This window comes from Pantoea sp. SM3640 (assembly GCF_015654165.1).
GTDB classification, from domain to species: domain Bacteria; phylum Pseudomonadota; class Gammaproteobacteria; order Enterobacterales; family Enterobacteriaceae; genus Pantoea; species Pantoea vagans.
The window spans coordinates 3,612,413-3,639,286 of the sequence record NZ_CP064872.1 but is presented as its reverse complement, the minus strand read 5'-3'; the positions used below and the strand labels follow the sequence as shown (position 1 = coordinate 3,639,286).

15 protein-coding genes, 1 tRNA gene, 2 rRNA genes and 1 riboswitch are annotated in these 26,874 nt (G+C 54.7%); of the genes, 12 read left to right on the top strand and 6 right to left on the bottom strand.

The features are described from left to right. The first annotated feature begins 126 nt into the window (after nt 1–126). Nucleotides 127–4,155 (top strand): DNA-directed RNA polymerase subunit beta, encoded by a 4,029-nt coding sequence (rpoB, locus tag IV493_RS16850; protein ID WP_013359733.1) that lies wholly within the window; start codon nt 127–129, stop codon nt 4,153–4,155. Between the two features lie 129 nt (nt 4,156–4,284). Next, nucleotides 4,285–8,508 carry a DNA-directed RNA polymerase subunit beta' gene (gene rpoC, locus IV493_RS16845; protein ID WP_013359734.1) on the top strand — a complete coding sequence of 1,408 codons (4,224 nt, stop codon included), beginning with the start codon at nt 4,285–4,287 and terminating at the stop codon, nt 8,506–8,508. A gap of 54 nt (nt 8,509–8,562) precedes the next feature. Here rpoC and IV493_RS16840 read toward each other — a convergent pair whose 3' ends face one another. Continuing rightward, entirely contained in the window at nt 8,563–8,745 is a 183-nt protein-coding gene (locus IV493_RS16840) for a DUF1127 domain-containing protein (RefSeq protein WP_033734941.1), read from the bottom strand. A gap of 174 nt (nt 8,746–8,919) precedes the next feature. Here IV493_RS16840 and IV493_RS16835 point away from each other — a divergent pair, with 174 nt between their 5' ends. Then, complete coding sequence (locus IV493_RS16835; RefSeq protein ID WP_107319232.1) at nt 8,920–10,374, top strand: PLP-dependent aminotransferase family protein; 1,455 nt, start codon at nt 8,920–8,922, stop codon at nt 10,372–10,374. A gap of 193 nt (nt 10,375–10,567) precedes the next feature. Here the strand turns inward: IV493_RS16835 and thiE are convergent, their stop codons facing one another. From thiE to IV493_RS16820, 3 genes are all read right to left on the bottom strand, one after another. Beyond that, entirely contained in the window at nt 10,568–11,194 is a 627-nt protein-coding gene (thiE, locus tag IV493_RS16830) for a thiamine phosphate synthase (RefSeq protein WP_147790105.1), read from the bottom strand. Nucleotides 11,195–11,196: 2 nt separating this feature from the next. After that, complete coding sequence (gene thiC, locus IV493_RS16825; RefSeq protein WP_304622257.1) at nt 11,197–13,119, bottom strand: phosphomethylpyrimidine synthase ThiC; 1,923 nt, start codon at nt 13,117–13,119, stop codon at nt 11,197–11,199. Between the two features lie 87 nt (nt 13,120–13,206). Further along, nucleotides 13,207–13,307, bottom strand: a riboswitch (TPP riboswitch). Nucleotides 13,308–13,459: 152 nt separating this feature from the next. After that, entirely contained in the window at nt 13,460–13,966 is a 507-nt protein-coding gene (locus IV493_RS16820; RefSeq protein WP_013359740.1) for an Rsd/AlgQ family anti-sigma factor, read from the bottom strand. A gap of 89 nt (nt 13,967–14,055) precedes the next feature. Between IV493_RS16820 and nudC the strand changes: the two genes are divergently transcribed. From nudC to IV493_RS16790, 6 genes are all read left to right on the top strand, one after another. Then, the gene (gene nudC / locus IV493_RS16815) at nt 14,056–14,826 is read left to right on the top strand and encodes an NAD(+) diphosphatase (RefSeq protein WP_013359741.1); all 771 of its coding nucleotides are present in this window, start codon (nt 14,056–14,058) and stop codon (nt 14,824–14,826) included. A 40-nt stretch (nt 14,827–14,866) separates the two neighbouring features. Next, nucleotides 14,867–15,934, top strand: a complete 1,068-nt coding sequence (hemE, locus tag IV493_RS16810) for a uroporphyrinogen decarboxylase (RefSeq protein WP_013359742.1) — start codon at nt 14,867–14,869, stop codon at nt 15,932–15,934. A gap of 2 nt (nt 15,935–15,936) precedes the next feature. Then, nucleotides 15,937–16,605 (top strand): deoxyribonuclease V, encoded by a 669-nt coding sequence (gene nfi / locus IV493_RS16805; RefSeq protein ID WP_013359743.1) that lies wholly within the window; start codon nt 15,937–15,939, stop codon nt 16,603–16,605. A 63-nt stretch (nt 16,606–16,668) separates the two neighbouring features. Further along, nucleotides 16,669–17,259, top strand: coding sequence for a YjaG family protein (locus IV493_RS16800; RefSeq protein ID WP_013359744.1), 591 nt, complete (start codon nt 16,669–16,671; stop codon nt 17,257–17,259). 188 nt (nt 17,260–17,447) lie between these two features. Then, entirely contained in the window at nt 17,448–17,720 is a 273-nt protein-coding gene (gene hupA, locus IV493_RS16795; RefSeq protein WP_003850136.1) for a nucleoid-associated protein HU-alpha, read from the top strand. A 71-nt stretch (nt 17,721–17,791) separates the two neighbouring features. Continuing rightward, on the top strand, nt 17,792–18,454 hold the full coding sequence (locus IV493_RS16790) for a DUF1481 domain-containing protein (protein ID WP_195857474.1): 663 nt from the start codon (nt 17,792–17,794) through the stop codon (nt 18,452–18,454). Between the two features lie 32 nt (nt 18,455–18,486). Here IV493_RS16790 and purD read toward each other — a convergent pair whose 3' ends face one another. Both purD and purH read right to left on the bottom strand, forming a co-directional pair. Next, nucleotides 18,487–19,767, bottom strand: a complete 1,281-nt coding sequence (gene purD, locus IV493_RS16785) for a phosphoribosylamine--glycine ligase (RefSeq protein WP_013359746.1) — start codon at nt 19,765–19,767, stop codon at nt 18,487–18,489. A gap of 19 nt (nt 19,768–19,786) precedes the next feature. Next, nucleotides 19,787–21,376: a bifunctional phosphoribosylaminoimidazolecarboxamide formyltransferase/IMP cyclohydrolase gene (gene purH / locus IV493_RS16780; protein ID WP_195857473.1), complete on the bottom strand. Its 1,590-nt coding sequence runs from the start codon at nt 21,374–21,376 to the stop codon at nt 19,787–19,789. A 631-nt stretch (nt 21,377–22,007) separates the two neighbouring features. Between purH and IV493_RS16775 the strand changes: the two genes are divergently transcribed. The 3 genes from IV493_RS16775 (at nt 22,008) to IV493_RS16765 (ending at nt 26,832) form a co-directional block, all read left to right on the top strand. Beyond that, nucleotides 22,008–23,549 (top strand): 16S ribosomal RNA (locus tag IV493_RS16775). Between the two features lie 86 nt (nt 23,550–23,635). Next, nucleotides 23,636–23,711: transfer RNA gene (locus tag IV493_RS16770), tRNA-Glu, on the top strand. A gap of 212 nt (nt 23,712–23,923) precedes the next feature. Beyond that, a 23S ribosomal RNA gene (locus tag IV493_RS16765) occupies nt 23,924–26,832 on the top strand. Together the 16S and 23S rRNA genes with 1 tRNA gene alongside form the textbook arrangement of a ribosomal RNA operon. Nucleotides 26,833–26,874: the final 42 nt, after the last annotated feature.

Below are 26,874 nucleotides of genomic sequence, written 5' to 3'. Positions count from 1 at the left end.
AAGCGTGATAGAAAGAGGTATTGCACTGCTGCCGCGCAGCCAGTGAATCAAACAAAATCGTGTTGCATGAACTGTCCTGTCAGGACGGACAGCGTGGGTCGACTTGTCAGCTAGCTGAGGAACCCTATGGTTTACTCCTATACCGAGAAAAAACGTATTCGTAAGGATTTTGGTAAACGTCCGCAAGTACTGGACATACCTTATCTCCTTTCCATCCAGCTCGACTCGTTCCAGAAGTTTATCGAGCAAGATCCAGAAGGTCAGTACGGACTGGAAGCTGCATTCCGCTCTGTATTCCCTATTGCGAGCTACAGCGGCAACTCTGAGTTGCAGTATGTCAGCTACCGCCTGGGTGAACCTGTCTTTGACGTGAAAGAGTGTCAGATCCGTGGCGTGACCTATTCGGCACCGCTGCGCGTGAAACTGCGTCTGGTGATCTATGAGCGCGAAGCGCCAGAAGGCACCGTAAAAGACATTAAAGAACAAGAAGTCTACATGGGCGAGATTCCGCTCATGACCGACAACGGTACCTTTGTTATCAATGGTACCGAGCGCGTTATCGTTTCTCAGCTGCACCGTAGTCCCGGCGTGTTCTTTGATAGCGATAAGGGTAAAACCCACTCATCGGGTAAAGTGCTGTACAACGCACGTATCATCCCTTACCGCGGTTCATGGCTCGACTTTGAGTTTGACCCGAAAGATAACCTGTTTGTCCGTATTGACCGTCGTCGTAAGCTGCCGGCCACTATCATCCTGCGCGCGTTACAGTTCACTACACCTCAGATCCTCGATATCTTCTTCGAGAAAGTGGTGTTTGAAATCCGTGACAACAAGCTGCAGATGGAGCTGGTGCCTGAGCGCCTGCGCGGTGAAACCGCTACCTTCGATATCGAAGCGAACGGCACCGTCTACGTCGAAAAAGGTCGCCGCATTACTGCGCGCCATATTCGTCAGCTGGAAAAAGATGGCATTCAGCACATCGAAGTCCCGGTTGAATATATCGCGGGCAAAGTGGTCGCTAAAGATTACATCGATGAGAGCACCGGTGAGCTGATTGTTGCAGCGAACATGGAACTGTCACTGGATCTGCTGGCTAAACTGAGCCAGTCCGGTCACAAGCGCATCGAAACGCTGTTCACCAACGATCTGGACCACGGTCCATATATGTCCGAGACCCTGCGTGTCGACCCAACCAGCGATCGCCTGAGCGCACTGGTTGAGATATATCGCATGATGCGTCCTGGTGAGCCGCCAACACGCGAAGCTGCAGAGAACCTGTTTGAGAACCTGTTCTTCTCAGAAGATCGTTACGATCTTTCTGCGGTCGGTCGTATGAAGTTCAACCGCTCATTGCTGCGTGATGAAATCGAAGGTTCAGGCATCCTGAGCAAAGATGACATCATCGAAGTGATGAAGAAACTGATCGACATCCGTAACGGTAAAGGCGAAGTGGACGATATCGACCACCTCGGTAACCGTCGTATTCGTTCAGTGGGTGAAATGGCTGAGAACCAGTTCCGTGTTGGTCTGGTCCGTGTTGAGCGTGCGGTTAAAGAGCGTCTGTCTCTGGGCGACCTTGATACGCTGATGCCACAGGACATGATCAACGCGAAGCCTATTTCGGCTGCGGTGAAAGAGTTCTTTGGTTCAAGCCAGCTTTCTCAGTTTATGGATCAGAACAACCCGCTGTCAGAGATTACGCACAAACGTCGTATCTCTGCTCTCGGCCCGGGTGGTTTGACGCGTGAGCGTGCCGGCTTCGAAGTGCGTGACGTACACCCAACGCACTACGGTCGTGTCTGCCCAATCGAAACCCCTGAAGGTCCGAACATCGGTCTGATCAACTCCTTGTCTGTCTATGCACAGACCAATGAGTACGGTTTCCTTGAAACACCTTATCGCCGTGTTATCGACGGTCTGGTTTCTGACGAGATTCACTACCTCTCTGCTATCGAAGAGGGTAACTACGTTATCGCTCAGGCGAACGCCCCTCTGGATGACAACGGCGCGTTTGTTGATGACCTGGTCACCTGCCGTAGCAAAGGCGAATCGAGTCTGTTCAGCCGCGATCAGGTTGACTACATGGACGTTTCCACGCAGCAGGTGGTTTCTGTCGGTGCATCCCTGATCCCGTTCCTGGAACACGATGACGCCAACCGCGCCCTGATGGGTGCGAACATGCAACGTCAGGCCGTTCCGACTCTGCGTGCTGATAAGCCGCTGGTTGGTACCGGTATGGAACGTGCTGTTGCCGTTGACTCCGGTGTAACAGCCGTGGCGAAACGTGGCGGTACCGTACAGTACGTTGACGCATCACGTATCGTTATCAAAGTTAACGAAGACGAAATGCATGCTGGCGAAGCCGGTATCGACATTTACAACCTGACCAAATATACCCGTTCTAACCAGAACACCTGCATCAACCAGATGCCATGTGTTTCTCTGGGTGAGCCGGTTGAGCGCGGCGACGTGCTGGCAGATGGCCCGTCCACCGATCTGGGTGAACTGGCTCTCGGCCAGAACATGCGCGTGGCGTTCATGCCGTGGAACGGCTACAACTTCGAAGACTCCATCCTGGTCTCCGAGCGCGTGGTTCAGGAAGATCGCTTTACGACTATCCACATTCAGGAACTGGCTTGCGTGTCGCGTGACACCAAACTAGGGCCGGAAGAGATCACTGCTGATATCCCGAACGTGGGTGAAGCTGCACTCTCTAAACTGGATGAGTCAGGCATCGTCTACATCGGTGCTGAAGTGACCGGTGGCGACATTCTGGTTGGTAAGGTAACGCCTAAAGGTGAAACCCAGCTGACGCCAGAAGAAAAACTGCTGCGCGCTATCTTCGGTGAAAAAGCCTCTGACGTGAAAGATTCGTCACTGCGCGTGCCGAATGGCGTGTCAGGTACTGTGATCGACGTTCAGGTCTTTACCCGCGATGGCGTGGAAAAAGACAAACGTGCGCTTGAAATCGAAGAGATGCAGCTGAAGCAGGCCAAAAAAGACCTGTCTGAAGAACTGCAGATCCTGGAAGCGGGCCTGTTCAGCCGTATCCAGAACGTACTGATTTCGGGTGGCGTTGAAGCAGACAAACTGGACAAGCTGCCGCGCGAGCGCTGGCTGGAACTGGGTCTGACTGACGAAGCCAAGCAAAACCAGCTGGAGCAGCTGGCAGAGCAGTACGACGAACTGAAGCACGAGTTTGAGAAAAAACTCGAAGGTAAGCGTCGTAAGATCACCCAGGGCGATGATCTGGCACCAGGCGTGCTGAAAATCGTTAAGGTTTATCTGGCTGTTAAGCGTCAGATTCAGCCGGGTGACAAAATGGCAGGCCGTCACGGTAACAAAGGTGTTATCTCCAAGATCAACCCGATCGAAGATATGCCTTACGATGAAAACGGCACGCCGGTTGACATCGTTCTGAACCCGCTGGGCGTACCATCGCGTATGAACATCGGTCAGATTCTGGAAACGCACCTGGGTATGGCAGCGAAAGGTATCGGCGAGAAAATCAACGCCATGCTGAAGAAGCAGGAAGAAGTCGCGAAACTGCGCGAATTCATCCAGCGCGCCTATGACCTGGGTACCGATCTGCGTCAGCGTGTTGATCTGAACACCTTCTCTGATGACGAAGTACTGCGTCTGGCTGAGAACCTGAAGAAAGGTATGCCAATCGCCACGCCGGTGTTTGATGGCGCGAAAGAGAGCGAGATCAAAGAGCTGCTGCAGCTCGGCGGCCTGCCTTCTTCCGGTCAGATTACCCTGTTTGACGGCCGTACCGGTGAGCAGTTCGAACGTCAGGTAACCGTTGGCTACATGTACATGCTGAAACTTAACCACCTGGTTGATGACAAGATGCATGCACGTTCTACCGGTTCCTATAGCCTGGTTACTCAGCAGCCGCTGGGTGGTAAGGCGCAGTTCGGTGGTCAGCGCTTTGGTGAGATGGAAGTATGGGCACTGGAAGCATATGGTGCCGCGTATACCCTGCAGGAAATGCTTACCGTTAAGTCTGATGACGTCAACGGCCGTACCAAGATGTATAAAAACATCGTTGACGGTAACCATCAGATGGAACCGGGCATGCCGGAATCCTTCAACGTACTGTTGAAAGAGATTCGCTCGCTGGGTATCAACATCGAGCTGGAAGACGAGTAACCCCTTTTCAGGCTGCGGCTTGCCGCCGCCTGAAAGCGCAGGGTTTAAAGCGCTCGCAATTGTACTGGTTACGGGGCGTTCAATTTCGGTTGGACGCCCCCTGAGTCTCACTCCGACGGGAGCTAATCCGTGAAAGACTTACTTAAGTTTCTGAAAGCGCAAACTAAGACCGAAGAGTTTGATGCGATCAAAATTGCGCTGGCTTCGCCAGACATGATCCGTTCCTGGTCTTTTGGTGAAGTGAAAAAGCCAGAAACCATTAACTACCGTACTTTTAAGCCAGAGCGCGATGGTCTGTTCTGTGCCCGTATCTTCGGGCCGGTAAAAGACTATGAGTGCCTGTGCGGCAAGTATAAGCGCCTCAAACACCGTGGTGTGATTTGTGAGAAGTGCGGCGTTGAAGTGACCCAGACTAAAGTACGCCGTGAGCGTATGGGCCACATTGAACTGGCGTCGCCGACTGCGCACATCTGGTTCCTGAAGTCACTGCCATCGCGTATCGGCTTACTGCTGGATATGCCACTGCGTGACATCGAGCGCGTGCTCTACTTTGAATCTTACGTGGTAATCGAAGGTGGCATGACCAACCTCGAGAAGCGTCAGATCCTGACTGAAGAGCAGTACCTTGACGCTCTGGAAGAGTTCGGTGACGAGTTCGACGCCAAAATGGGCGCCGAAGCGATCCAGGCCCTGTTGAAAAACATGGATCTGGAGCAGGAGTGCGAGCAGCTGCGTGAAGAGCTGAACGAAACTAACTCCGAAACCAAACGTAAAAAACTGACCAAGCGCATCAAGCTGCTGGAAGCGTTCGTCCAGTCTGGCAACAAGCCAGAGTGGATGATCCTGACCGTGCTGCCTGTTCTGCCACCGGATCTGCGTCCGCTGGTACCGCTGGATGGTGGTCGTTTCGCTACGTCGGATCTGAACGATCTGTATCGTCGCGTGATCAACCGTAACAACCGTCTGAAGCGCCTGCTGGATCTGGCTGCGCCAGACATCATCGTGCGCAACGAAAAGCGTATGTTGCAGGAAGCGGTCGATGCACTGCTGGACAACGGTCGTCGCGGTCGTGCGATCACCGGTTCTAACAAGCGTCCGCTGAAATCGCTGGCTGACATGATCAAAGGTAAGCAGGGTCGTTTCCGTCAGAACCTGCTGGGTAAACGTGTCGACTATTCTGGTCGTTCGGTTATCACCGTTGGTCCATACCTGCGTCTGCATCAGTGCGGTCTGCCGAAGAAAATGGCACTCGAACTGTTCAAACCGTTTATTTACGGCAAGCTGGAACTGCGTGGCCTGGCCACCACCATCAAAGCCGCGAAGAAAATGGTTGAGCGCGAAGAAGCGGTTGTCTGGGATATCCTCGACGAAGTGATCCGTGAGCACCCGGTTCTGCTGAACCGTGCGCCTACGCTGCACCGTCTGGGTATTCAGGCCTTTGAACCGGTTCTGATCGAAGGTAAAGCGATCCAGCTGCACCCGCTGGTTTGTGCGGCTTATAACGCCGACTTCGATGGTGACCAGATGGCTGTTCACGTACCGCTGACGCTGGAAGCCCAGCTGGAAGCGCGTGCACTGATGATGTCGACCAACAACATCCTGTCACCTGCGAACGGCGAGCCAATCATCGTTCCTTCTCAGGACGTTGTACTGGGTCTGTATTACATGACCCGTGACTGTGTTAACGCCAAAGGCGAAGGCATGGTGCTGACTGGCCCGAAAGAAGCTGAGCGTATTTATCGCGCCGGCCTCGCCTCTCTGCATGCTCGCGTTAAGGTGCGTATCACCGAACACGAGAAGAATGAGCAGGATGAGTGGGTTGCTAAAACCAGCATCATCGATACCACGATTGGCCGTGCCATCCTGTGGATGATCGTGCCAAAAGGTCTGCCTTTCTCCATCGTTAACCAGGCGCTGGGCAAAAAAGCTATCTCCAAAATGCTGAACACCTGTTACCGCATTCTGGGCCTGAAGCCGACCGTTATCTTTGCTGACCAGACCATGTACACCGGTTTCGCTTATGCTGCCCGTTCAGGCGCGTCAGTCGGCATCGACGACATGGTTATTCCAGAGAAGAAAGTGGAAATCATCACTGAAGCGGAAGCGGAAGTGGCTGAGATCCAGGAGCAGTTCCAGTCTGGTCTGGTAACCGCAGGCGAACGTTATAACAAAGTCATCGATATCTGGGCTGCAGCCAACGAACGTGTTGCCAAGGCGATGATGGAAAACCTCTCTACCGAAGTCGTCATTAACCGTGACGGCGAAGAAGAGCGCCAGGTTTCCTTCAACAGCATCTTTATGATGGCTGACTCCGGTGCGCGTGGTTCTGCTGCACAGATTCGTCAGCTGGCCGGTATGCGTGGTCTGATGGCGAAGCCAGATGGCTCCATCATCGAAACACCAATCACGGCGAACTTCCGTGAAGGGTTGAACGTACTCCAGTACTTCATCTCAACCCACGGTGCACGTAAAGGTCTTGCGGATACCGCACTGAAAACAGCGAACTCCGGTTATCTGACGCGTCGTCTGGTTGACGTTGCCCAGGATCTGGTGGTTACCGAAGATGACTGTGGTACACACGAAGGCATCATGATGACGCCTGTCATCGAAGGTGGCGACGTTAAAGAGCCACTGCGTGAACGTGTACTGGGTCGTGTGACTGCTGAAGACGTTCTGAAGCCGGGTACTGCTGATATTCTGGTCCCACGCAACACGCTGCTCGATGAGCACTGGTGTGACGTGCTGGAACTGAACTCAGTCGACAGCCTGAAAGTCCGCTCGGTAGTAGGTTGTGAAACCGACTTTGGTGTGTGTGCGCATTGCTACGGTCGCGACCTGGCACGTGGTCACATCATCAATAAAGGTGAAGCGATCGGTGTTATCGCGGCACAGTCCATCGGTGAGCCAGGTACACAGCTGACGATGCGTACGTTCCACATCGGTGGTGCGGCATCACGTGCGGCTGCTGAATCCAGCATTCAGGTGAAGAACAAAGGTACCATCAAGCTGACCAACGCCAAGTCGGTAACGAACTCGGCAGGCAAGCTGGTGATCACCTCGCGTAACGTTGAACTGAAAATGATCGACGAATTTGGTCGTACCAAAGAGAGCTATAAAGTTCCTTACGGTTCTACCATGGCGAAAGGTGATGGTGAGCAGGTTGCAGCGGGCGAAACCGTCGCAAACTGGGATCCGCATACCATGCCAGTCATCACCGAAGTGGGCGGTTTCATTCGCTTCACGGATATGGTTGATGGCCAGACGATTACCCGTCAGACAGATGACTTAACCGGTCTGTCTTCGCTGGTGGTTCTGGACAGTGCTGAACGTACTGCAGGCGGTAAAGATCTGCGTCCTGCGCTGAAAATTGTTGATGCCAACGGCAACGACGTTCTGATCCCAGGCACCGATATGCCGGCTCAGTACTTCCTGCCAGGTAAAGCGATTGTTCAGCTGGAAGATGGCGTTAAGATCAGTGCTGGTGACACGTTAGCGCGTGTTCCGCAGGAATCTGGCGGTACCAAGGATATTACCGGTGGTCTGCCACGCGTTGCTGACCTGTTCGAAGCGCGTCGTCCGAAAGAGCCAGCTATTCTGGCGGAGATCAGCGGCATCATCTCCTTCGGTAAAGAGACCAAAGGTAAGCGTCGTCTGGTCATTACTCCGCTGGATGGCAGTGAGCCATACGAAGAGATGATTCCGAAATGGCGTCAGCTGAACGTGTTCGAAGGTGAACGTGTTGAGCGCGGTGACGTGGTTTCCGATGGCCCAGAGTCTCCACATGACATCCTGCGCTTGCGTGGCGTGCATGCGGTGACCCGTTACATCACTAACGAAGTGCAGGAAGTTTACCGTCTGCAGGGCGTTAAGATTAACGATAAGCACATCGAAGTCATCGTTCGTCAGATGCTGCGTAAAGCAACCATCGTGAGCGCAGGAAGTGCAGACTTCCTGGAAGGTGAGCAGGCTGAATTCTCTCGCATCAAGATCTCTAACCGTGATCTGGAAGCGAACGGAAAAGTCGGCGCAACCTTCATGCGTGACCTGCTGGGTATTACCAAAGCGTCACTGGCTACCGAATCGTTCATCTCTGCAGCCTCGTTCCAGGAGACCACACGTGTCCTGACCGAAGCAGCAGTAGCAGGCAAGCGTGACGAACTGCGCGGCCTGAAAGAGAACGTGATCGTGGGTCGTCTGATCCCGGCCGGTACCGGTTATGCGTACCATCAGGATCGTATGCGCCGCAAAGCGGCAGGTGAAGTTCCGGTTGCACCGCAGGTGACTGCGGATGAAGCCTCAGCCAGCCTGGCTGAACTGTTGAACGCCGGTCTCGGCGGCAACAAAGACGATTAATCGTCCTTTGCCTGATAAAAACCCTGCCTCGGCAGGGTTTTTTTTGTCTCAGATTCAGCCATTCCAGTCACTGCGGCTGATACCAATATCTTTCAGCTGACTGTCGCTTAACTTCGACAGGATGAGGCGCGTCTCACGCCGCAGTTGCCAGCGTTTGTAACTGCGCCACAGATAACGAACCAGGTGGTAAGGCGTGCCTGTAAACGGTTTAGCTGCGCGATTCTCGTCATATCCCATGATAGTGCCCTCAGTGAAGTGTCTGAGGACCATTTTCAGTGGATTTCTCTGTATGATACAGACGCAAAAATCACTTTTATTTAACATACAGTTTGCCGTCATGACGATCTGAATGGTAAAAAAGAGACGGAACTGTACTGGTTACGGCTCAGCATCTGAGCCTGTGGAGATACAATGACCCGCTATGAACATCTGGCTACGCTGCTGGCTCAGCGTATCGAACAAGGCTTATATCGCAGCGGTGAGCGCCTGCCTTCAGTACGCAGTCTGAGTACGGAGCATGGCGTCAGTATCAGTACCGTGCAGCAGGCTTATCATCTGCTGGAAGAGAAGCAGATGATTACACCGCAGTCGCGCTCCGGCTATTTTGTGGCGTCACGCAAAGCAACGCCGCCGATCCCTGCGCTGACCCGTCCCGCCCAGCGGCCGGTTGAGGTGACACAGTGGGATGCGGTGCTGGAACTGATTAACGGCCGTCTGGAAGATGATGTGTTGCAGCTGGGCAGTGGCATGCCCGATTTGACCCAGCCGACGCTTAAGCCGCTGTGGAAAGCTTTCAGCCGCCAGGCGCAGAAGCAGGACATGGCGCTGCTGAATTATGACAACCTTTATGGTGTGCTCGCGCTGCGGCAACAGGTTGCACGGCTGGCGATAGACAGCGGCTGTCAGCTCACGGCCGATGACATTGTCATTACGACTGGCTGCCACGAAGCGTTATCGGTCGCCGTACGCGCGGTCTGTGAGCCGGGCGATATCATTGCTGTTGAGTCACCGTCGTTTCACGGCATCATGCAAACCCTGCGCGGCTTTGGCATTCGTGCCATTGAAATCCCGACGGATGCGGTCACCGGCATCAGTCTGGAAGCGCTGGAACTGGCCTTTGATCAATGGCCGATCAAAGCGGTGGTCGTGGTGCCGAACTGCAATAATCCGCTGGGATTCATCATGCCCGAACAGCGTAAGCGGGCATTGCTGGCGCTGGCGCAGCGGTTTGATGCCGCCGTGATTGAAGATGATGTTTATGGTGAGTTAGCCTGGGAATACCCGCGCCCCTCCACAATTAAAGCGCTGGATCTCGATGGCCGGGTTCTGCTGTGCAGCTCCTTTTCCAAAACGCTGGCGCCAGGTCTGCGCGTCGGCTGGGTTGCACCTGGTCGTTATCGCGATCGCGTGCTGCACATGAAATATATTGTCACAGGCTCAACCGCGACGCAGCCTCAGCATGCGGTCTCTGAGTTTATCCGCCAGGGACATTATCAGCCCCATCTGCGCCGGATGCGGCAAATCTATCATCGTAACTATGAAACCTTTAGCTGCTGGGTACGCCACTACTTTCCCTGCGGTATCTGCGTTTCCCGTCCTCAGGGCGGCTTTCTGATGTGGATTGAACTCCCCGAAGCGTTTGATGCGGTCCGGCTTAACCGGGAACTGCGCGAGTCAAAAATTCAGATTGCTGTAGGCTCACTGTTTTCAGCGTCGGGTAAATATCGTAACTGTCTGCGCTTAAACTACGGGCTGCCGATCAACGAGCAGACTGAACAGGCGCTGGCGCTGGTGGGTGCGGCCGTCGAACGTGCCATGCTCTCGTGCCAGCATGAGACGCAGACTTCCACCTCGACGCCCGCATAGCGAAAAGAAGAAGCAGGGCCGGCAAGAGGAGGGAACCGGCCCTGGTCAGATAACCTTAACCTGACGGATGCCACGTTAAGGTTTTGGATCACAGCACGCCAGCGGCAACATTCCACTTTGCGCGCTGCTTTCCCGGAAGAACGCTGGCGTTACCGATTTTGCAGCCAATATGCGCGGCAGGTTCCATAAATGCTTAATCGCCTGGTCCTGCCAGCGCCAGAAGCGTGCGCGTTGCGGCACGCCAGTCATCTGCCTGAGTAATCGCACTCACCACCGCAATGCTGCCGACGCCGGTGGCCAGCACCTCAGGTGCCCGTGCAATCGAGATACCGCCAATCGCCACGGTGGGAATATGCGACAGACGTGTCAGGTGTTGATTCAGCTGTGCAATGCCCTGCGGTGCAGAAGGCATCTCTTTGGTCTGCGTCGGGAAAATATGCCCAAGTGCGATGTAAGAGGGCTGGATTGCCAGAGCGCGATCCAGTTCCGCATCGTCGTGGGTAGAGAGTCCCAGTCGTAACCCGGCCTGATGAATGCGGGCAAGATCGGCGACATCCAGATCCTCCTGACCCAGATGTACGCCATAAGCATGATGTTTAATCGCCAGCTGCCAGTAATCATTGATAAACAGACGCGCGTCGTAGCGTTTGCCCAACGCAATTGCCTGAGCAATGGCGGGCTCGGCGGCCTCATCAGGCTGATCTTTGATACGCAGCTGCAGCGTGCGAACGCCCATCTCCAGCAGGCGTTCGAGCCACTCGGGGCTATCAACCACCGGATAAAGTCCCAGACGCGGGGCGGTAGCGGGAAATGCAGGCATCCTTACTCCTCCTTAATGGCATCGGCAGGGTGATAGAGCTCACTGCCGCGGCTGCGGAAACGATCTGACATCTGCGCCATGCCAACTTCAACCGGCTCGGCACGGGCATCCTGGCGTGCCGCAAACTCGCGCACCTCCTGGGAAATTTTCATTGAGCAGAATTTGGGGCCGCACATTGAGCAGAAATGGGCCACCTTGCCCGACTCCTGCGGCAGGGTTTCATCATGCATCGCCCTTGCCGTATGGGGATCCAGCGCCAGGTTAAACTGATCTTCCCAGCGGAATTCAAAGCGCGCTTTGGACATGGCGTTATCACGGATCTGCGCACCGGGGTGGCCTTTCGCCAGATCGGCAGCATGCGCCGCGATTTTGTAGGTGATCAATCCCTGCTTCACGTCCTCTTTGTTCGGCAGACCCAGATGCTCTTTGGGCGTGACGTAGCACAGCATGGCGCAACCAAACCAGCCAATCATGGCGGCACCGATACCCGAGGTGAAGTGGTCGTAGCCGGGCGCGATGTCAGTGGTCAGCGGGCCAAGCGTGTAGAAGGGGGCTTCATCGCACAGGTCGAGCTGTTCGGTCATATTACGGCGGATCATATGCATCGGCACATGTCCCGGACCTTCAATCATCACCTGAACGTCATACTCCCAGGCAATACGCGTCAGTTCACCCAGGGTTCGCAGTTCGGCAAACTGCGCCTCATCGTTGGCATCCTGAATCGAACCCGGACGCAGACCATCGCCCAGCGACAGGGAGACATCGTAAGCGGCGCAGATTTCACAGATCTCCCGGAAGTGCTCATACAGGAAGCTCTCCTGATGATGCGACAGGCACCATTTGGCCATGATCGATCCCCCCCGCGACACGATCCCGGTGAGACGTTTCGCCGTCATCGGGACATAACGCAGCAGCACGCCCGCGTGGATAGTGAAGTAATCGACGCCCTGTTCCGCCTGCTCCAGCAGCGTGTCCCGGAATATTTCCCAGTTCAGCGCCTCAGCCACGCCATTCACTTTTTCCAGCGCCTGATAGATCGGCACGGTACCGATGGGCACCGGGCTGTTTCGCAAAATCCATTCTCGCGTTTCATGAATATAGCGACCGGTAGAGAGATCCATCACCGTATCGGCACCCCAGCGGGTCGACCAGACCAGCTTTTCCACTTCTTCCTCGATAGAAGAGGTGACTGCCGAGTTACCGATATTGGCGTTGACCTTAACCAGGAAGTTACGACCAATGATCATCGGCTCCGATTCCGGGTGATTGATATTGGCAGGGATGATGGCGCGTCCGGCAGCGACCTCCTGACGGACAAACTCGGGGGTGATGTCGGCGGGCAGATGTGCGCCAAAACTGTGTCCCGGATGCTGTTGCAGCAGCACCTCACTGCGGATTCGCTCACGGCCCATGTTTTCCCGCAGGGCGATGAACTCCATTTCCGGGGTAATCCTGCCCTGACGGGCATAGTGCAGTTGCGTGACACGGCGGCCTGCACGGGCGCGGCGCGGTGTCGGAAGGTGATCGAAGCGCAGATGATCCAGCCCCTCGTCAGCCAGCCGCTGCTGGGTATAGCCCGAGCTGTTCTGTTCGAGAAGCTCACTGTCGTCGCGTTCAGCAATCCAGCGAGCGCGCAGCTTTTCCAGACCACGATGCACATCGATCTGCGCCGCGGGATCACCATAAGCACCCGCCGTGTCATAGACCGGCACCGCTTCATTTTGCTCATAGAGAGGCTGTTCTTTGGTGCCGCCGATGTGGGTCGGGCTTAGGGTGATTTCACGCATCGGCACGCGAATATCTTCCCGGCTGCCGGTAATCCAGATGCGACGGGACTGGGGAAAAGCACTGCCGCTTTGCAGGGAATCGATAAATTCCTGCGCCTGGGCACGTTGTTCACGACGGGTCATTTTTGGGTCAGACATAGCAATCTTCCTGTTAAAGGGGAACGATGCTTGTCCGGAGTTCGGAAGGAGTAACCGTATAGACAGCACAGGCATGCTGGCATACAGAGAATTTTTACTCTTGTTCCCTACGCAGGTTCTAACCTGGTCAGGTTCCGCGGATCCCGAATTAACGGTCTCAGCCCAACTGGGCACTCCGACAAGAAGCAGTTTTTACGCGGGTGTCTGATAACAGACCCGGGCGTAAAAACCTTACATTTCAACGCTAAAATAACAAAGGTTCTCTGGAGAGTACTCCTCAGAACCTGTTCAGCATAAAAGGGCTACGGGATAATCTCAAGCCCTTTGCCGTTGTTAACCATCAAGCCGGACGCGCGATATGGCTGTCATTCGCCACTGGCGGCGTAGCAAGCTGGTTATCCCAGGCCAGCTGGATCAGCTTATCTTCCAGCGTAAAGCGTGATTCCAGCACTTCGCCCACTTCGGAGAGTGCCTGCTGGAAGGTCATGCAGTTTTCATCGTCAATCGCCTGCTGCAGGTGACCGTCATACAGCTGCATCAGACGCTCAGTATTCGCTTCCAGCGGAGGGTAGATCTGCGCGGCAGCGATCATCGGGCTGTCGCCACTCATTTCGCTGATTACGCGCTCATAGATACTGAAGTGACCGGCAGAAAGATAGTCGACCAGGCCGTGACAGAAGTTGTCGAGCGCCTGCTCGTCAAGACGCGTCAGCGCCTCTTTTTTAGGTTTAAGACCGACCAGGTGATAATAGGTCACCAGTAGCTGGCGGCGTGCTTCAAGCCACGAATCGACCAGTTCATTACTGCCACCTACGCGTTCAGCCAGGACGTCTAACTGGTTAAGCATATCTAACTCCATGTGAGTTATAGTTGTTTATCTACACACTTAACATCAGGGCTTCAGCGTGCGGGTTGACGCTAAGGATGACGAAATAAATGCAATGCGAAATCTCAAGCGTAGACGCTGGATGGTGGATTGTCAGCCATGAACAGAAACTTTGGTTGCCACAAGGTGATTTACCCCACGGAAACGCCGAAAAATTTGGTTTAACCGGCAGTAAGGCCCGGACCATTGGTGAATGGCAGGGCGAAAAAGTCTGGCTGATTTGTGAGCCGCGTTCTTCCGATATGTTCTCCGTGCGACAGCTGATCGATCAGGATGTGGAGCTGTTTCAGCTGGTGGGTCGCGGTGTACAGCTGGCGGAATTCTACCGTTCTCATCGCTGGTGCGGCTATTGCGGCCATGAGATGCACCACAGCAAACATGAATTTGCCTGTCTCTGCAGCCATTGCCGTGAGCGTTACTATCCGCAGATCGCGCCCTGCATCATTGTGGCTATCCGTCGTGGCGATGAAATCCTGCTGGCGAATCATGCCCGCCATCGCAACAAGGTCTACACCGTGCTGGCCGGTTTTGTGGAGGTCGGCGAGACGCTGGAGCAGGCCGTTGCCCGGGAAGTGATGGAAGAGAGCAATATCCGCGTCAAAAACGTCCGTTACGTGACCTCCCAGCCGTGGCCCTTCCCGCAATCGCTAATGACCGCTTTTATGGCGGAATATGACAGTGGCGATCTGCAACACGACGGTAAAGAGCTGCTGGATGCCGCCTGGTTCCGTTTTGATGCGCTGCCTTTGCTGCCACCGCCAGGCACCGTGGCACGCCGCCTGATTGAAGATACCGTCGCCCTGTGCCGCGCCGAAGCGTGAAAGTGCTACACTACACGCCTGTTATTGAGAGAGTGTTGAGATGAGTGAACTGAAGAACGATCGTTATTTGCGTGCCCTGCTACGTCAGCCGGTCGATGTCACGCCGGTATGGATGATGCGACAAGCCGGGCGCTATTTGCCGGAGTACAAAGCGACACGCGCCCAGGCGGGTGATTTTATGTCGCTGTGTAAAAACGCCGAGCTGGCCTGTGAAGTGACCCTTCAGCCGCTGCGCCGTTATCCGCTGGATGCCGCCATCCTCTTCAGTGACATCCTGACCATTCCGGATGCGATGGGACTGGGTCTCTACTTTGAAACCGGCGAAGGCCCGCGTTTCTCTAACCCTGTCACCTGTCGCGCCGACGTTGAGCGTTTGCCGGTGCCCGATCCTGAAATGGAGCTGGGCTATGTGATGAATGCGGTCCGCACCATCCGTAAAAACCTGAATGGCGATCTGCCGCTGATTGGCTTCTCCGGCAGTCCGTGGACGCTGGCCACCTACATGGTGGAAGGCGGCAGCAGCAAGGCGTTTACCAAAATTAAGAAGATGATGTATGCCGATCCGGCGACGCTGCACGCGATGCTGGATAAGCTGGCCGACAGCGTCATCCTCTATCTCAACGCTCAGATCCGCGCCGGTGCGCAGTCCGTCATGGTCTTTGATACCTGGGGCGGCGTGCTGACCGGTCGTGACTATCGCGAATTCTCCCTGCACTACATGCACAAGATTGTCGATGGCCTGCTGCGTGAAAACGACGGCCGCCGCGTGCCGGTGACGCTCTTTACCAAAGGCGGTGGACAGTGGCTGGAAGCGATGGCAGCCACCGGTTGTGATGCGCTGGGTCTCGACTGGACCACCGATATTGATGATGCGCGCCGTCGCGTAGGCGACAAAGTTGCGCTGCAGGGCAACATGGATCCCTCTATGCTCTATGCGGCACCTGAACGTATCGAACAGGAGGTGGCCGGTATTCTGGAGCGTTTTGGCTCAGGCACTGGTCACGTCTTTAATCTGGGGCATGGCATTCATCAGGATGTTCCGCCCGAAAATGCCGGTGTTTTTGTTGACGCTGTGCATCGTTTATCACGTCCCTGGCATCAGGAGTAATCATGGACATTGCCGCACTTCGCGCTGAGCAGTTACAACGCGCCGCTGACGTGGTGCGTGAAGATGACTTTGACGTGCTGCCTCCCCGCTTTATTGGCGGGGCAGACGTTGGATTTGAGCAGGACGGCACCATCACGCGGGCGGCGATGGTGATACTGGAATATCCTTCGTTAACGCTGGTGGAGCATCGCATCGCGCGCGTTGAGACCACCATGCCCTATATTCCGGGCTTTCTCTCCTTCCGTGAATATCCGGCTCTGATGGCTGCCTGGCAGATGCTGGAGCAAAAGCCTGATCTGCTGTTTGTGGATGGGCACGGTATTTCGCATCCAAGACGGCTGGGCGTCGCATCGCATTTTGGCCTGCTGGTCGATGTCCCCACGATTGGCGTTGCGAAAAGTCGTCTCTGCGGACGTTTTGACGATCTGGATGCGCAGCCTGGCAGCCGTCAGCCGCTGATCGACAAAGGTGAGCAGATAGGTTGGGTATGGCGCAGCAAGCTGCGTTGTAATCCGCTGTTTGTCGCCACCGGTCATCGTGTCAGCCTGGATACGGCGCTGCAGTGGGTCGAAAACTGTACGCGCGGTTACCGGTTGCCGGAACCCACCCGCTGGGCCGATGCGGTTGCCTCTAACCGAACCGCTTTCCAGCGCTGGCAAAACGCGCTTTAACACTGTTTGTGCTGCGGTTTTGCAGTTACACTGCGGCCAGAGAAACGAATAAGAGCCACCATTATGTTACAGAACCCCGTGCATCTGCGTCTGGCGAAGCTGGAAAGCTGGCAGCACCTGACTTTTATGGCCTGCCTGTGCGAACGCATGTATCCCAACTATCGCGCATTCTGCGAGCAGACTGAATTTGCCGATCCGGCACTCTATCGCCGGATTCTTGATCTGATCTGGGAAAACCTGACGGTTAAAGATGCGAAGATTAACTTCGACAGCCAGCTGGAAAAACTCGAAGCCGCCATTCCTGATGGCGATGCATTTGAGGTTTACGGCGTTTATCCGGCTATCGATGCCTGTGTGGCATTAAGCGAAGTCGTCCATGCGCAGCTGAGCGGCGAAACGCTTGAGCATGCTATTGAAGTCAGCGAGACCTCAATTACCACTGTCGCTATGCTGGAGATGACCCAGGCTGGACGCGAAATGACCGATGAAGAGCTGCGTGAAAATCCGGCTATCATCGATGAGTGGGACCTCCAGTGGGAGATTTTCCGTCTGCTGGCGGAGTGTGAAGAGCGCGACCTTGAATTGATTAAAGGTCTGCGATCTGACCTGCGTGAAGCGGGAATTAGCAACATCGGTATAAATTTCCAGCAGTAAGGCGATAAAACGTGACTTCAGGCCCGAATTAGCGCGCCTGAAGGCTTCACATTGGCCCCCTGTCTGGTCTACATTTGGGGGGCTGAAAATTGTGGCTATCGGTGCGTGCAGGCAGAAGAGTGCCAGAATATGGCTTTTCCCTCGCACTCGTTGCTTAGCAAGCGATAAATACACTTTAAGGATAACTTATGAACAAGACTCAACTGATTGATGTGATCGCAGAAAAAGCTGACCTGTCTAAAACCCAGGCAAAGGCAGCGCTGGAATCTACTCTGGCTGCGATCACTGAGTCTCTGAAAGATGGTGATGCTGTACAACTGGTTGGTTTTGGTACTTTTAAAGTGAACCACCGCGCTGAGCGTACCGGTCGTAACCCGCAGACTGGCAAAGAGATCAAAATCGCTGCAGCAAACGTACCGGCATTCGTGTCTGGTAAAGCGCTGAAAGACGCCGTTAAGTAAGACGTCGCACTGCGGTTAAGCTTTAAAACAGGGGGCGTTTCGCCCCTTTTGTTTTTAAGAGGCCAGCCATCATGACTTCGCTGTTACCGCGTTTATCTGTTCTGTTTCTCTCTCTGTTTCTTTTCGGCTGTAGCTCGACGCCGGATATTCCTCCCTTTTCTGCCAGTGGCTATCTTGCCGATCGTGGTGTTGTGCGAATCTGGCGCAAAAATAGCGATCATCAGTCGGTTCATATTCGCACCCTCTATACGCCGTTCAGTGGCGGGGAAGGTGAAGTGACTGACTATGTCTGGCTGGAAGAGTCATTGATCAGCATTCAGCGACAGGTGAAGGGCAAGCAACCTGACGATGTGACCCTGCGCTTCGACCAGGCCGGTGGTCTCAACTTTATGCAGCGCCAGCTTGCAGGCCGGCGTGAAGCGGTCAGCCCGGATTCGATTGAACTCTATAAGTTTGATGCTCAGCGCATGCGTAACCTCAGCGATGCGCTGTTAAGCGGTCAGGTGTTTCTGAAACAGGGGCACTGGCTGGGAAATAATGTGCTGGAGAGTTGTGAAGGCCGGCAGGCCAGACCCGCTTTTGATGCTGACGATCTGCAGATGCTGATACAGCAGCAGCGTAGCGCATCGGCACCGCTGATGGTGTCATGGCTTGAAGCGCCTGAAGGGATACAGTTGTTGCGGGTCAGCCAGCAGGATGACTGCTCACAGCAGCCGACAGAAGACGATATGTGAATTGAAGAGGGGGCACCATGTGCCCCCTTTGCTTATTTGCGATTAATAGCGCGATAGCCGATATCGCGGCGACAGAAGCTGCCCTGCCATGAGATCGGCTTTGTCAGCTCGTAAGCCCGCTTTTGTGCCGCAGCGACATCGTCACCCAGCGCGGTGACGCACAGCACGCGGCCACCGTTCGTCAGTACCCGATCCTCTTCCAGACGTGTTCCGGCGTGGAATACCTTGCCGTCAGCCACTTCTTCCAGTGGCAGCCCATGAATCTGATCGCCCTGAGCATAATCACCCGGATAACCGCCGGCCGCCAGTACCACACCCAGCGCAGGGCGGGGATCCCATTGTGACGTTTTCTGATCCAGCTTGCCGTCGCAGGCAGCCAGGCAAAGATCGACCAGATCCGACTGCAGGCGCAGCATGATCGGCTGCGTTTCCGGATCGCCGAAGCGGCAGTTGAATTCGATCACTTTCGGCTGCCCGGTGTGATCGATCATCAGGCCGGCATAGAGAAAACCGGTGTAGACATTACCTTCAGCGGCCATGCCACGCACGGTCGGCCAGATAACCTGATCCATCACGCGCTGGTGGATCTCATCGGTGACCACCGGTGCCGGCGAGTAAGCGCCCATGCCACCGGTGTTCGGACCGGTATCGCCATCGCCGACACGTTTATGATCCTGGCTGGTGGCCATAGGCAGCACATTCTCGCCGTCCACCATCACGATGAAGCTGGCTTCTTCGCCATCCAGAAACTCTTCAATCACAATACGGTGTCCGGCATCGCCAAAGGCGTTACCGGCCAGCATATCCTGAACCGCATCTTCAGCTTCCTGCAGCGTCATCGCGACAATGACGCCTTTACCTGCGGCCAGGCCGTCGGCTTTGATAACAATGGGCGCGCCTTTCTCACGCAGATACGCAAGAGCAGGCTCAACGTCGGTAAAGTTCTGATACGCTGCGCTGGGGATCTGATGACGCGCCAGGAAATCTTTGGTAAAGGCTTTAGAGCCTTCCAGCTGTGCCGCGGCCTGCGTCGGACCAAAGATAGCCAGCCCCGCTTCACGGAAGGCATCTACGACGCCGATCACCAGCGGCGCTTCCGGTCCGACAATCGTCAGATCGATCTTTTCACGCTGAGCAAACTCAAGCAGAGCAGGGATGTCGGTGGCTCCGATTGCGACATTCTGCAGCGCAGGTTCTAATGCCGTGCCCGCATTACCCGGCGCGACAAATACGGTTTCCGCCAGTGGTGACTGGGCCGCTTTCCAGGCCAGAGCATGTTCACGTCCGCCGTTGCCGATTACTAAAATTTTCATCTGTTACTCTCCGAATCGATTAATGGCGGAAGTGACGCATGTCGGTGAAGATCATCGCAATGTCATGCTCATCCGCTGCCGCAATCACTTCTTCATCGCGGATGGAGCCGCCTGGCTGGATAACGCAGCTCACGCCTGCCGCGGCGGCAGCATCAATACCATCGCGGAACGGGAAGAAGGCATCTGACGCCATGGCTGAGCCTTTCACTTCCAGACCTTCATCAGCTGCTTTAATACCTGCAATTTTTGCGGAGTAGACGCGGCTCATCTGACCCGCACCAATGCCGATAGTCATGTTGTCGCGTGCATAGACAATGGCATTGGACTTAACGAACTTCGCGACTTTCCAGCAGAACAGTGCATCGCGCAGTTCCTGCCCGGTTGGCTGGCGCTTGCTGACGACACGCAGCTGGCTGGCTTCCACCATGCCAAGATCGCGATTTTGGACCAGCAGGCCGCCGTTGACGCGTTTGAAATCCAGCGCGGCGGTACGGTTCTGCCACTGGCCGCAGATCAGGACACGGACATTCTGCTTCGCAGCGGTAATTTTCAGCGCGGCTTCAGAAACGGCGGGCGCGATGATCACCTCAACAAACTGGCGGCTGATAATGGCCTGCGCCGTTGCTTCATCCAGCTCGCGGTTAAAGGCAATGATGCCGCCAAACGCGGAAGTGGGGTCGGTCTGGTAAGCACGCTCGTAGGCTGCCAGCAGATCGTCACCGGTTGCGACACCACAAGGGTTGGCATGCTTAACGATGACGCACGCGGGTTCACTGAACTCTTTCACACACTCCAGTGCCGCATCCGTGTCAGCAATATTGTTATAGGAGAGCGCTTTGCCCTGAACCTGCTGCGCGGTCGCTACTGAGGCTTCAGTGATATTCTCTTCTATATAGAAGGCAGCATCCTGATGGCTGTTCTCGCCGTAACGCATATCCTGCTTCTTGATGAAGTTCAGATTGAGCGTCCGTGGGAAACGGCCGGCGGGCTGGTTGCGTTCACCGTGATAGGCAGGCACCAGGGTACCGAAGTAGTTAGCGATCATGCTGTCATACGCGGCGGTGTGTTCGAACGCTTTAATGGCCAGATCGAAACGGGTCTCAAGCGTCAGCGCGTTCTCGTGAGCGTCCATTTCAGCAATGATGGCGTCGTAGTCGCCGCTGCTGACCACAATGGCGACATCTTTATGGTTCTTGGCAGCAGAGCGCACCATGGTCGGGCCACCGATATCGATGTTTTCCACCGCATCTTCCAGTGAACATCCTTCACGGGCGACCGTCTGTGCAAAGGGATAGAGGTTAACGACCACCATGTCGATTGGGCTGATGTCGTGCTGTGCCATGATGGCATCATCCTGGCCGCGACGACCTAAAATGCCGCCATGCACTTTCGGATGCAGGGTTTTGACGCGTCCATCCATCATTTCCGGAAAACCGGTGTAGTCAGAGACTTCAGTGACAGCCAGGCCCGCATCCGCCAGCAGGCGAGCGGTTCCACCTGTGGAGAGCAGTTCGACACCGCGATGGGAGAGCGCCTGAGCAAATTCGAGGATACCGGCTTTGTCAGAGACACTGAGCAATGCGCGGCGTACAGGACGAGGTTGTTGCATGGTGGTTTATCCCTTGGCTTTGTTTCGCGTATATAAGAGCGTTACATCAGGTTTTATCGCGGTTTTCTCTTCTATATAAGAAGAAAAGATCAAAAACCTCAGGTAACGCCCCGATAAGGGGGTCCGGAATATTGCCCGGCATTGTAGCGAAAACGTTTGCGTGATGCTCGCCTAAATTTGATTAGCCCGCTCTGTGTGGATAACATTGTGCGTAACTGCGTATAACAGCGGCTTTTGCTGTGGAATGCAGCGAACGCGCTTTTTTATGCATTTTATGGGTTGCGCCTCTGTGCGAACTCCCTATAATGCGCATCCATCAACACGGAACACCGGCAACGGGAAACGGGCTGAGAGGCACAGGAGACTGCGCCGCCGGAGAAAAACTTCTGAGAAAGAGGTTGACTCTGCAGGAGGAAAGCGTAATATACGCCACCTCGCGACAGGACGCTAACGCACTGTTCGCACTGCTCTTTAACAATTTATCAGACAATCTGTGTGGGCACTCGCAGGATTGATATCAGCGTCTTAGGACGCAACAAAATATCAAAGCCTCACGAGTGAACACATAATGAAATTCATTATGACGTTTTACAGATGAGCACCGCTTAACTTGTTTAAGCAAATCAAACTTAAATTGAAGAGTTTGATCATGGCTCAGATTGAACGCTGGCGGCAGGCCTAACACATGCAAGTCGGACGGTAGCACAGAGGAGCTTGCTCCTTGGGTGACGAGTGGCGGACGGGTGAGTAATGTCTGGGGATCTGCCCGATAGAGGGGGATAACCACTGGAAACGGTGGCTAATACCGCATAACGTCGCAAGACCAAAGAGGGGGACCTTCGGGCCTCTCACTATCGGATGAACCCAGATGGGATTAGCTAGTAGGCGGGGTAATGGCCCACCTAGGCGACGATCCCTAGCTGGTCTGAGAGGATGACCAGCCACACTGGAACTGAGACACGGTCCAGACTCCTACGGGAGGCAGCAGTGGGGAATATTGCACAATGGGCGCAAGCCTGATGCAGCCATGCCGCGTGTATGAAGAAGGCCTTCGGGTTGTAAAGTACTTTCAGCGGGGAGGAAGGCGGTGCGGTTAATAACCGCGTCGATTGACGTTACCCGCAGAAGAAGCACCGGCTAACTCCGTGCCAGCAGCCGCGGTAATACGGAGGGTGCAAGCGTTAATCGGAATTACTGGGCGTAAAGCGCACGCAGGCGGTCTGTTAAGTCAGATGTGAAATCCCCGGGCTTAACCTGGGAACTGCATTTGAAACTGGCAGGCTTGAGTCTTGTAGAGGGGGGTAGAATTCCAGGTGTAGCGGTGAAATGCGTAGAGATCTGGAGGAATACCGGTGGCGAAGGCGGCCCCCTGGACAAAGACTGACGCTCAGGTGCGAAAGCGTGGGGAGCAAACAGGATTAGATACCCTGGTAGTCCACGCCGTAAACGATGTCGACTTGGAGGTTGTTCCCTTGAGGAGTGGCTTCCGGAGCTAACGCGTTAAGTCGACCGCCTGGGGAGTACGGCCGCAAGGTTAAAACTCAAATGAATTGACGGGGGCCCGCACAAGCGGTGGAGCATGTGGTTTAATTCGATGCAACGCGAAGAACCTTACCTACTCTTGACATCCACGGAATTCGGCAGAGATGCCTTAGTGCCTTCGGGAACCGTGAGACAGGTGCTGCATGGCTGTCGTCAGCTCGTGTTGTGAAATGTTGGGTTAAGTCCCGCAACGAGCGCAACCCTTATCCTTTGTTGCCAGCGATTCGGTCGGGAACTCAAAGGAGACTGCCGGTGATAAACCGGAGGAAGGTGGGGATGACGTCAAGTCATCATGGCCCTTACGAGTAGGGCTACACACGTGCTACAATGGCGCATACAAAGAGAAGCGACCTCGCGAGAGCAAGCGGACCTCACAAAGTGCGTCGTAGTCCGGATCGGAGTCTGCAACTCGACTCCGTGAAGTCGGAATCGCTAGTAATCGTGGATCAGAATGCCACGGTGAATACGTTCCCGGGCCTTGTACACACCGCCCGTCACACCATGGGAGTGGGTTGCAAAAGAAGTAGGTAGCTTAACCTTCGGGAGGGCGCTTACCACTTTGTGATTCATGACTGGGGTGAAGTCGTAACAAGGTAACCGTAGGGGAACCTGCGGTTGGATCACCTCCTTACCTGAAGATACCTTCCGGCGCAGTGTCCACACAGATTGTCTGATAGAAAATAACGAGCAAAGTGTCTTTCGAAGACAGACTTAATTGTCCCCTTCGTCTAGAGGCCCAGGACACCGCCCTTTCACGGCGGTAACAGGGGTTCGAATCCCCTAGGGGACGCCAAAGCTTGGTGACAGGTGAAAGATGTTACCCACATATCTTAAAGATGACTTACGAGTCATGTTTAAGATATTGCTCTTTAACAATCCGGAACAAGCTGAAAATTGAAACGACGTGTCGTTTTCATTCTCCGTAATAAGAATGAAAAATACGATGCGTTCGAGTCTCTCAAATGCTTGCAGCTCGCAGCGTTGAAAAACGCCTGTGGGTTGTGAGGTTAAGCGACTAAGCGTACACGGTGGATGCCCAGGCAGTCAGAGGCGATGAAGGACGTGCTAATCTGCGTAAAGCGACGGTAAGGTGATATGAACCGCTACAGCCGTCGATGTCCGAATGGGGAAACCCGGTGCACTCTGTGCATCATTGCAGCATGAATACATAGTGCTGCAAGGCGAACCGGGGGAACTGAAACATCTAAGTACCCCGAGGAAAAGAAATCAACCGAGATTCCCCCAGTAGCGGCGAGCGAACGGGGAGCAGCCCAGAGCCTGAATCAGCATGTGTGTTAGTGGAAGCGTCTGGAAAGTCGCAGGGTACAGGGTGATACTCCCGTACACAAAAGCACACGTGCTGTGAGCTCGATGAGTAAGGCGGGACACGTGGTATCCTGTCTGAATATGGGGGGACCATCCTCCAAGGCTAAATACTCCTGACTGACCGATAGTGAACCAGTACCGTGAGGGAAAGGCGAAAAGAACCCCGGCGAGGGGAGTGAAACAGAACCTGAAACCGTGTACGTACAAGCAGTGGGAGCCTTCTTTATGGGGGTGACTGCGTACCTTTTGTATAATGGGTCAGCGACTTATATTCTGTAGCAAGGTTAACCGTATAGGGGAGCCGCAGGGAAACCGAGTCTTAACTGGGCGTTAAGTTGCAGGGTATAGACCCGAAACCCGGTGATCTAGCCATGGGCAGGTTGAAGGTTGGGTAACACTAACTGGAGGACCGAACCGACTAATGTTGAAAAATTAGCGGATGACCTGTGGCTGGGGGTGAAAGGCCAATCAAACCGGGAGATAGCTGGTTCTCCCCGAAAGCTATTTAGGTAGCGCCTCGTGAACTCATCCTCGGGGGTAGAGCACTGTTTCGGCTAGGGGGCCATCCCGGCTTACCAACCCGATGCAAACTGCGAATACCGAGGAATGTTATCACGGGAGACACACGGCGGGTGCTAACGTCCGTCGTGAAGAGGGAAACAACCCAGACCGCCAGCTAAGGTCCCAAAGTCATGGTTAAGTGGGAAACGATGTGGGAAGGCACAGACAGCCAGGATGTTGGCTTAGAAGCAGCCATCATTTAAAGAAAGCGTAATAGCTCACTGGTCGAGTCGGCCTGCGCGGAAGATGTAACGGGGCTAAACCATGCACCGAAGCTGCGGCAGCGACGCTTAGGCGTTGTTGGGTAGGGGAGCGTTCTGTAAGCCGTTGAAGGTGTGCTGTGAGGCATGCTGGAGGTATCAGAAGTGCGAATGCTGACATAAGTAACGATAAAGCGGGTGAAAAGCCCGCTCGCCGGAAGACCAAGGGTTCCTGTTCAACGTTAATCGGAGCAGGGTGAGTCGACCCCTAAGGCGAGGCCGAAAGGCGTAGTCGATGGGAAACAGGTTAATATTCCTGTACTCGGTGTTACTGCGAAGGGGGGACGGAGAAGGCTATATCAGCCGGGCGACGGTTGTCCCGGTTTAAGCGTGTAGGCGGAGGGTCCAGGTAAATCCGGTCCCTTATCAACGCTGAGGCGTGACGACGAGGCACTACGGTGCTGAAGTGATAAATGCCCTGCTTCCAGGAAAAGCCTCTAAGCATCAGGTAACACAGAATCGTACCCCAAACCGACACAGGTGGTCAGGTAGAGAATACCAAGGCGCTTGAGAGAACTCGGGTGAAGGAACTAGGCAAAATGGTGCCGTAACTTCGGGAGAAGGCACGCTGGCGCGTAGGTGGAGGGATTTACTCCCCGAGCCGAAGCCAGTCGAAGATACCAGCTGGCTGCAACTGTTTATTAAAAACACAGCACTGTGCAAACACGAAAGTGGACGTATACGGTGTGACGCCTGCCCGGTGCCGGAAGGTTAATTGATGGGGTTATCCGCAAGGAGAAGCTCTTGATCGAAGCCCCGGTAAACGGCGGCCGTAACTATAACGGTCCTAAGGTAGCGAAATTCCTTGTCGGGTAAGTTCCGACCTGCACGAATGGCGTAATGATGGCCAGGCTGTCTCCACCCGAGACTCAGTGAAATTGAACTCGCTGTGAAGATGCAGTGTACCCGCGGCAAGACGGAAAGACCCCGTGAACCTTTACTACAGCTTGACACTGAACATTGAGCCTTGATGTGTAGGATAGGTGGGAGGCTTTGAAGCGCGGACGCCAGTCTGCGTGGAGCCAACCTTGAAATACCACCCTTTAATGTTTGATGTTCTAACGTAGGCCCGTGATCCGGGCTGCGGACAGTGTCTGGTGGGTAGTTTGACTGGGGCGGTCTCCTCCTAAAGAGTAACGGAGGAGCACGAAGGTCAGCTAATCACGGTCGGACATCGTGAGGTTAGTGCAATGGCATAAGCTGGCTTGACTGCGAGAGTGACGGCTCGAGCAGGTGCGAAAGCAGGTCATAGTGATCCGGTGGTTCTGAATGGAAGGGCCATCGCTCAACGGATAAAAGGTACTCCGGGGATAACAGGCTGATACCGCCCAAGAGTTCATATCGACGGCGGTGTTTGGCACCTCGATGTCGGCTCATCACATCCTGGGGCTGAAGTAGGTCCCAAGGGTACGGCTGTTCGCCGTTTAAAGTGGTACGCGAGCTGGGTTTAGAACGTCGTGAGACAGTTCGGTCCCTATCTGCCGTGGGCGCTGGAGAATTGAGGGGGGTTGCTCCTAGTACGAGAGGACCGGAGTGAACGCACCACTGGTGTTCGGGTTGTCATGCCAATGGCATTGCCCGGTAGCTAAGTGCGGAAAAGATAAGTGCTGAAAGCATCTAAGCACGAAACTTGCCCCGAGATGAGTTCTCCCTGACCCCTTGAGGGTCCTGAAGGGACGTTGAAGACTACGACGTTGATAGGCCGGGTGTGTAAGCGCAGCGATGCGTTGAGCTAACCGGTACTAATGACCCGTGAGGCTTAACCTTACAACGCCAGAGGCGTTTTTGAGAGACACGATTTTCAGCCTT